The organism is Streptosporangium sp. NPDC023963, assembly GCF_040639135.1.
In the GTDB taxonomy this organism is placed as follows: Bacteria; Actinomycetota; Actinomycetes; order Streptosporangiales; family Streptosporangiaceae; genus Streptosporangium.
This window is the reverse complement of the sequence record NZ_JBEZZK010000003.1, coordinates 736,326-744,114: the sequence shown is the minus strand read 5'-3', so window position 1 is coordinate 744,114 and position 7,789 is coordinate 736,326. Positions and strand designations below refer to the sequence as shown.

Genomic DNA, 7,789 nt, shown 5'->3' with positions numbered 1-7,789 from the left:
TTACATTCCGAACCCGGAAGTTAAGCTCTTCAGCGCCGATGGTACTGCACCGGGGACGGTGTGGGAGAGTAGGTCACCGCCGGACAATCTTTTGAGGGCCTCCACCGTTCGGTGGAGGCCCTCAGGCATTTCCGGACCCCTTTTTTTCCGGGCCCTGTTTTCTGGTTTTTCTGGGAGCGTCCGGGCCCCGTTTTCTGGAGCTTCCCGACTCGGTGTCCTGGGAGTTTCTCTCCTTTTCCCGGGGGCTTCCGGACCTGTTGTTCCAGGAGCTTCCGGACCTGTTGTTCCGGGAGCTTCTTCCGTTTCCTGGGGGCTGCTTTTGGGGCTTGCCGGGATCCTTTCCGGATCTGTCGGGGCCCGTCCCGCACCCGGTTCCCCGCCCTACTCATGGGGCGGTGCGGGGATGGTGCGCGGCCCTGTCCGGGCCTTCCCAACGGCTTCCGTCAGGGTATGGTGTCGCGCTTGGATTTCTCGGCCTGTGGAGTTTTATGTGGCACGGGGTCCGCGTTGCACCAGCCTTTACAGCCCTGTCCGGAACCCGCCCAGGACGTCAGTAGGCTGGAGACGTGGACTATCGAGCGGTTGAACAAGCGATCATGCAGCGTGGCGTCGAGTGGAACTTCGAGCCCAGCCTCGACAGGATCGCCGCGCTCGTGGATCTGCTCGGCTCTCCGCAGCACTCCTATCCCGTGGTGCACGTGGCCGGCACGAACGGCAAGTCGAGTACGACCCGGATGATCGAAGCACTCCTGCGCGAGCGCAACCTGCGGGTCGGCCGCTTCACCAGCCCTCACCTCGTTTCCATGCGCGAGCGCATCAGCGTGGACGGCGCCCCGCTCAGCGAGGAGCGTTTCGTCGAGGTGTACGAGGACATCGCGCCCTACCTGGAGATGGTGGACGCCCAGGGGAGGCGGCTCTCCTTCTTCGAGACCCTCACCGCGATGGCGTTCGCCGCCTTCGCCGACGCTCCGGTGGACGTCGCGGTCATCGAGACGGGTATGGGGGGCATCACCGACGCCACCAACGTCGCCGACGGCACCGTGGCGGTCATCACGCCCATCTCCCTCGACCACGTCGACTACCTCGGGCCCGACGTCGAGACGATCGCCGGGGAGAAGGCCGGCATCATCAAACCCGGTGCGACCGCGGTGCTCGCGCAACAGGAGCTTCCCGCGGCCTCGGTACTGATGAGGCAGGCGGCCGACACCGGTGCCACCGTGGCACGTGAGGGGCTGGAGTTCGGCGTGCTGAGCAGGGAGCTCGCCATCGGTGGGCAACTGCTCCGGCTCAAGGGTCTCAAGGGGACGTACGAGGACGTCCTGCTCCCCCTGTACGGTGCCCACCAGGCGAGCAACGCCGCCTGCGCTCTGGCCGCGGTGGAGGCGCTGACCGGCGGGGACGAGCCTCTCGGCGCGGAGCTGGTGCGGCAGGCGTTCCTGCAGGTGCGCTCGCCCGGCAGGCTCGAGGTGGTTCGCCGGGGGCCCACGGTGGTCGTCGACGCCGCGCACAACCCGGCGGGGATGCGGGCCAGCCTGGAGGCCGTGCAGGAGTCCTTCGACTTCGCGAAGCTCATCGGCGTGGTGGCGGTGTTCGAGGACAAGGACGTCCAGGGCATCCTGGAACTGCTGGAACCGATGATGGACGAGATCGTGGTGACCAGGAACTCCTCGCCGAGGTCCATGGACGTGGACGATCTCGCCGCGCTGGCCGAGGAGATCTTCGGTCTTGACCGGGTGTACCAGGTCGAGCGGCTGGACAGTGCGATCGACCGGGCGATCGGCCTGGCCGACGCCATGGGCGAGTTCAGCGGGGCGGGGGTGCTGATCACCGGGTCGGTGGTGACCGCCGGTGACGCGCGGCTCCTGCTCAAAGCGGACGAGGCACAGTGAGCGGTGGTGACCGCCGGTGACGCGCGGCTCCTGCTCAAGGCGGACGAGGCACAGTGAGCGGCCGGGGCGGGGTGAGCGACGAGACGCGGTGCCCGCGCGGAACGCGCCGGGTGGACACGACGCGGTGAAAGAACGAAGCGCAGTGAAGCGACACAGCGGGACGAGCCGGCCGGGCACGGTGGGCGCGGCGGGTGGGACATGGCCGAGGCGACTCTGGAGGAGCGAAAAATGATCACGGTCACTCCGGGGATGAGGCGTCTCTGCGCCAGCGTGCTCGGTATGGAGGCGATAGTCGTCGGCCTGTTCACGCCGGTCGCCATCAACACGCAGGGGATCGAACCGGCCGTCGCGGCCACCGTCGGCCTTGGCCTGGCGTTCCTTTGCGTGGTGGTGATAGGCCTGCTCAAACGGCCTTTCGCCTATGTCGCGGGAAGCGTGATCCAGGTGCTCGCCATCGCGTCCGGCCTCATGGTCCCAACCATGTTCTTCCTCGGAGCGATCTTCGCCGCGCTGTGGATCACAGCGATATTCGTCGCTCGCCGTGTCGAGGGCGTGACTTCTCGCTAAAGTCGGCCAACATGGCCGTCCCTCCCATCCAGCCGACTCGGGCGGTGTCCACCGGGCCCACGGGCCTGGCGCGCGCACTCCGTGTCTCCCTGATGCTCGACGTCGTCCTCGGACTGCTCGTCGCGGTAGTGCTGCCGCTGGCGATCGTCGCCATCCCCAACACCATCTCGGTGGTCGCCGCCCTCCTGCCGCCGGACATCTCGCAGATAGCGATGATCAGGGCGCACGGGCTGGCGCTTCCCGCGATGGTCCTGACCGTGCCGGTGGCGGCGGTGGCCGTGCACCGGACGAGGGCGGCCCCGATGATGGTCGCGGGGCTGACCCTGCTCGCCTTCGCCGACGCGGCCGGCGGGTACGCCGGGTCCACGGCGCTGGTGGGGGTCCTGCGGGTCCTGCACGGGGTCGGTGCGGGCCTGCTGGTCCCGGCCACCTTGATGGCCGTGTGGGGGCGTTCGGTGCTCCTGAGGGCCGTGTGGGCGGCCGCGTTGACGACGAGCCTCCTGGCCGCCCAGGCGCTCGCCCTGTGGCCCCTCGACCAGGTCGACTCCTGGCGGGTCACCCTCCAGCCGTACCCGATGCTCACCGGGGTCGCGCTCGTGCTCGCCGCGCTCTACCTGGTGCTGTGGCTGAGGGAAGGCGAGAGCGCCGCTCCCGTGCGGGTCGTCGCGGAACGCGGGCGCACGCTGTGGGTGGTGGTGCCCGCCGTGGGTGTCGCGGCCCTCGCCCTGGGCAGCACGTTCGACTGGTCTCCGAGCCTGGTGATCCGAGCGGCGCTGGTGTCCGTCATCGTCCTGCTGGCCCTGGCCTCCTCCGGCGCCTCGAAGGGCGCCGTCGGCCGGGCGCCGGCCTACGTGATGGTCGCGGTCGGTGTCGTCGCCCTGCCGACCGCCGCCCAGATCACCTACATCGAGCTCGGCGGGCTGGGAGGCCCCGGCCTGTCCGGCCTGTGGCCGGCCTTCGCGATCGCCGCGCTGGTGGGTCTCCTGTCCGCCACGCTGGCGAACCGGTTGGGTCACCCGGCCATGCCCATGGTCACCGCGGGCGGGCTCGTGGTGCTGGTCGCAGGTTTGTGCGCCGTGCGGCTGTTCCTTCCCGCTCCGGGTGGGCTTCCGCTGATCCTCCCGTTCGCGCTGCTCGCGGGCGGTGCCTCGGTGGCGCTCGCCGGCGCGCTGCGTTCCTGCGGCGAGGGGGCCGCGCTCCTGGCGCTGTCGCTGTTCTTCCCCGCGGTGCTCGTGGGCTTCCTGCTGGGCAGCGGCGTCCAGGTCACCCGCCTGGAGGAGGCCACGACCCCGCAGGCTCTGGTCGACGGGTTCGTGGACGCCCTGCATCTGTGGGCGCTGATCGGGGGCGGCCTGGTGCTCGTGGTGATCGTGCTCGGCGCCGTCCTGGCACGCCTCCGGCCCGGCACCCCGGCGAGCACCTGGGACACGGGGGACGTGAGAGACGCGCGGGACGCCCTGGACGGCACGTTCGGCACCTCGTCCGGCGCTGGTTCCGCCTCCGGGCTGGTGCCCTCCCCGGCGGGGGAGGTCGATCTCGCCGGCGGCGCGTGGCCGGCCGCGACGGCGTCAGGACCTCCCAAGCAGGCTGGATCCACAAAGCAGACCGGGCAGCCGAAACAGGCCGTGCAGCCGAAACAGGCCGGGCAGTCCAAGCAGGTCGGCCAGGCCGGGCAGAGCGGGCAGTCGGAACGGGACGGGCGGGCCGGGCAGGTGAGACACGCGGTGGTGCGGCCGCGGTCCGAGGCCGCGGCCGGTCCGCAGCCGCAGATCCGCCCGGATCCCGAGGCCGGGCCCATGGCGGCGACCGAATCCATGAGCGGGTCCATGACCGTCGGCGGAGGCGGGCACGGGGCGGGCAAGGGCGGCAGGCCCAGGCCCCGGCACGAGCCCGACCGCGTCCCCGAGCGCGACCCCGAGCCGGAGACGGAGACCGAGCAGGAGAAGGTCGTCGCGCCGCCCGTGGTGGTGCCACCACCCGCGCCCTCGCCCGAGGACGGCCCGGGGAACGGGCCCGCCCTCCAGTGACCTCGCCGACCACGGGGAATCGCGCGAAGGACGGTAAACTTCGCGCGATTACCGCAGTCCGCGACCCATACATGTTCAAAGGAGAACTTCAGTGTCCGAGCGCACCCTTGTCCTGATCAAGCCCGACGGTGTGGCACGTGGTCTCATCGGCGATGTGATCGCCCGTGTCGAGCGCAAGGGTCTGAAGGTCGTGGCGCTGGAGCTGCGCACCCTGGACGTCGACACCGCCAAGGTGCACTACGCCGAGCACTCCGAGCGGCCGTTCTTCGGCGAGCTGGTGGAGTTCATCACCTCCGGCCCGCTGGTCGCGCTGGTGCTCGAGGGGCCGCGCGCCATCGAGGCCTTCCGCGGTCTCGCCGGCCTCACCGACCCCGTCAAGTCCGCGCCCGGCACCATCCGCGGCGACCACGCCCTGGAGATCGGCGAGAACGTCGTCCACGGCTCCGACTCTCCCGAGTCCGCCGCGAGGGAGATCAAGATCTTCTTCCCGGACCGCTTCTAAACGCACGCTTTCGCCGCGTTTGCCGGGCCCCGCCGTCCTTGTGGACGGCGGGGCCCGGTGTATTCGGCCAACCCAAGATTTTGCTGCGGCAGGCCGCCTCATTGCGCTCAATGGTGGGTACGTCACGTTACGATTCGAGTGCGTTCCGTAGTTTTCGCCGACGACCTGACGGAAGGAGGCCGGCCTTCCTCATGGGCAGCAATCTTGCTTTTCTGGGCCGCGACATGGCGGTCGACCTCGGCACCGCGAACACTCTCGTGTACGTACGGGGTCGCGGGATCGTGCTCAACGAGCCGTCCGTCGTAGCGATCAACACCGCGACGGGGAAGATCGTGGCTGTTGGTATCGAGGCCAAGCGGATGATAGGCCGCACTCCCGGCAACATCGTGGCCATCCGCCCGCTCAAGGACGGCGTCATCGCCGACTTCGACGTCACCGAGCGCATGCTGCGCTATTTCATCCAGCGGGTGCACAAGCGCCGCCACTTCGCCAAGCCGCGCATCATCATCGCCGTGCCGAGCGGGATCACCGGGGTCGAGCAGCGGGCGGTCAAGGAGGCCGGTTACCAGGCGGGCGCGCGCAGGGTCTACATCGTCGAGGAGCCCATGGCCGCCGCGATCGGCGCCGGGCTCCCGGTGCACGAGCCCACCGGCAACATGGTGATCGACATAGGCGGTGGCACCACCGAGGTGGCGATCATCTCGATGGGCGGCGTGGTCACCAGCCAGTCGATCAGGGTGGGCGGCGACGAGATGGATCAGGCGATCATCGCCTTCGCCAAGAAGGAACACTCGCTCATGCTCGGCGAGCGCACCGCCGAGGAGATCAAGATGGCCATCGGCTCCGCGTGCATGCTCCCCGAGGAGAGCCATGCCGAGATCCGGGGCCGTGACCTGGTCAGCGGCCTGCCCAAGACGATCGTGGTGTCGGCCGCGGGGATCCGCAAGGCCATCGAGGAGCCGTTGAACGTGATCGTCGACGCGGTCAAGACCACTCTCGACAAGTGCCCGCCGGAGCTTTCCGGAGACCTGATGGACCGCGGGATCGCCCTCACCGGGGGCGGGGCGCTCCTCAAGGGCATGGACGAGCGGCTGAAGGCCGAGACCGGCATGCCGATCCACCTCGTCGACAACGCCCTCGACTCCGTCGCGCTCGGCTCGGGCAAGTGCGTCGAGGACTTCGACGCCTTGCAGCAGGTCCTGGTTCCCGAGCCGCGGCACTGATGAAGGACACCCGACGGGCACGGGTCAACCTGGGGTTGCTGCTGGCCGCCGCCCTCGTGCTCGTGACCATCGACCACCGTTCGGTCACGGAGTCACCGTTCGGCCCGCTCAGGACGGCCGGCACGACGCTGTTCGGCGCCGCGGAGAGCGCGGGGGCGGGGTTCGTGCGACCGGTCGGCGAGTTCTTCGAGACGATGGCCGGGGCTCCCTCGGCGCGTGCCCGTATCGAGCGGCTGCGCGCGGAGAACCAGCGGCTCAGGCACGACCTGGCGGCGCAGAGCCTCGATCGGGGGCGATCCCGGGAGCTTCGCAGGCTGCTCGGTGTCGCGGGGACCGGCGGATACCGGATCCTGCCCACCCAGGTGATCGCCCGGCGCGGCGCCCCCGGTTTCGAGGACGCCGTCGAACTCGACGTGGGACGCGCCGACGGGGTGCGTCCGGAGATGACCGTGCTGAACGCCGACGGCCTGGTCGGCAGGGTGGTCCAGGTGGGCCCGTCCACCTCGACGGTGGTCCTGCTCAGCGACCCCGCCTCGGCGGCCGGGGCCCGGCTGGAGGGCAGCAACGAGATCGGGGTGGTGCACGGCGTGGGGGAGCACGGCCGCCTTGTCCGGTTCCGGTTGCTCGACTCGACCGCGCCGATCACCCCGGGCCACCGCATCGTGAGTTTCGGCTCCCAGCGTGGCGCGCCGTACGTGGCGGGGGTGCCGATCGGGGTGGTGGAGCGGGTGGAGGCCACGCCGGGTGAGCTGACCCGCATCGCGTACGCGCGGCCGTCCGCCGATCTCACCGCGCTGGACGTGGTCGGCGTGGTGGTACGGGCGCCGCACCGCGACCCGCGTGACACGGTGCTCCCGCCCGGTCCGCGCGAGACGAGGGCGTCGACGCCGGAGCGGTCCACGCCACGCTCACCCGACTCCGACTCCGACTCCGACTCCGACTCCGACTCCGGCTCGCGTGAGGCGGAGGCTCCTCGCGGCCGGCGAGAGGGGGCCTGACGGGATGGGCCGCAACGCGGCCTTCGGGCTGCTGCTCCTGGGGATCATGGTCGTCCAGGTGACCGTCGTCAACAGGCTGCCGCTGCCCGGGCATGCCGCGCCGGATCTGGTGCTGCTCGCCGTGGTGGGGTACGCGCTGGCGCGCGGGGCAGCCGCGGGGGCGGTCATGGGCTTCGCCGCCGGGCTTGTCAGCGACCTGCTGCCGCCGGCGGCGCACCTGCTCGGGCACAACGCGCTCGTGCTCTGCCTCATGGGTTTCATGGCGGGACGCGCGGTGGAGAGCCGGCCGGGCGCGGAGCCGCTCACGGCGATGACCTGCGCGGTCGCCGGTCCCGTGGTCGCCCTGGTGACCGGGGCACTGGTGGGGGATCCGCGGACCGGGGTCTCCATGCTGACGACGGTGCTGCCGCAGGCGATGGCCTACAACCTGCTCGCCGCGCCCCCCGTGGTGTGGATGGCGCGAAGGCTCGTCCGAGGGCCGGAGTCGCGCCCTGTCCGGGTGCCCCGGCACGTCATGCGGAGTCGCCCATGAGGCCACGTACGCGGCCTCGTACGCCGTGGGGTCGCGGCGGGTCTCGCCGCG

7 protein-coding genes and 1 rRNA gene are annotated in these 7,789 nt (G+C 70.6%); all 8 read left to right on the top strand.

Annotation, left to right across the window (positions count from 1 at the left end; translation table 11 throughout):
* Positions 1-85 (top strand): 5S ribosomal RNA (gene rrf, locus AB0F88_RS14525); the annotation flags it as partial.
* Between the two features lie 511 nt (positions 86-596).
* Positions 597-1,889: a folylpolyglutamate synthase/dihydrofolate synthase family protein gene (locus tag AB0F88_RS14520; RefSeq protein ID WP_362682524.1), complete on the top strand. Its 1,293-nt coding sequence runs from the start codon at positions 597-599 to the stop codon at positions 1,887-1,889.
* Between the two features lie 228 nt (positions 1,890-2,117).
* The gene (locus tag AB0F88_RS14515; protein ID WP_362682456.1) at positions 2,118-2,456 is read left to right on the top strand and encodes a DUF4233 domain-containing protein; all 339 of its coding nucleotides are present in this window, start codon (positions 2,118-2,120) and stop codon (positions 2,454-2,456) included.
* Positions 2,457-2,467: 11 nt separating this feature from the next.
* Positions 2,468-4,483, top strand: a complete 2,016-nt coding sequence (locus tag AB0F88_RS14510) for a hypothetical protein (protein ID WP_362682453.1) — start codon at positions 2,468-2,470, stop codon at positions 4,481-4,483.
* A gap of 91 nt (positions 4,484-4,574) precedes the next feature.
* Entirely contained in the window at positions 4,575-4,985 is a 411-nt protein-coding gene (ndk, locus tag AB0F88_RS14505) for a nucleoside-diphosphate kinase (protein WP_329084418.1), read from the top strand.
* Positions 4,986-5,176: 191 nt separating this feature from the next.
* Positions 5,177-6,208: a rod shape-determining protein gene (locus tag AB0F88_RS14500; protein ID WP_362682449.1), complete on the top strand. Its 1,032-nt coding sequence runs from the start codon at positions 5,177-5,179 to the stop codon at positions 6,206-6,208.
* On the top strand, positions 6,208-7,206 hold the full coding sequence (mreC, locus tag AB0F88_RS14495) for a rod shape-determining protein MreC (RefSeq protein WP_362682446.1): 999 nt from the start codon (positions 6,208-6,210) through the stop codon (positions 7,204-7,206). Before AB0F88_RS14500 ends, mreC begins: the two co-directional genes overlap by 1 nt.
* A gap of 4 nt (positions 7,207-7,210) precedes the next feature.
* Positions 7,211-7,738: a rod shape-determining protein MreD gene (mreD, locus tag AB0F88_RS14490; protein WP_362682443.1), complete on the top strand. Its 528-nt coding sequence runs from the start codon at positions 7,211-7,213 to the stop codon at positions 7,736-7,738.
* The last annotated feature ends 51 nt before the right edge of the window (positions 7,739-7,789 follow it).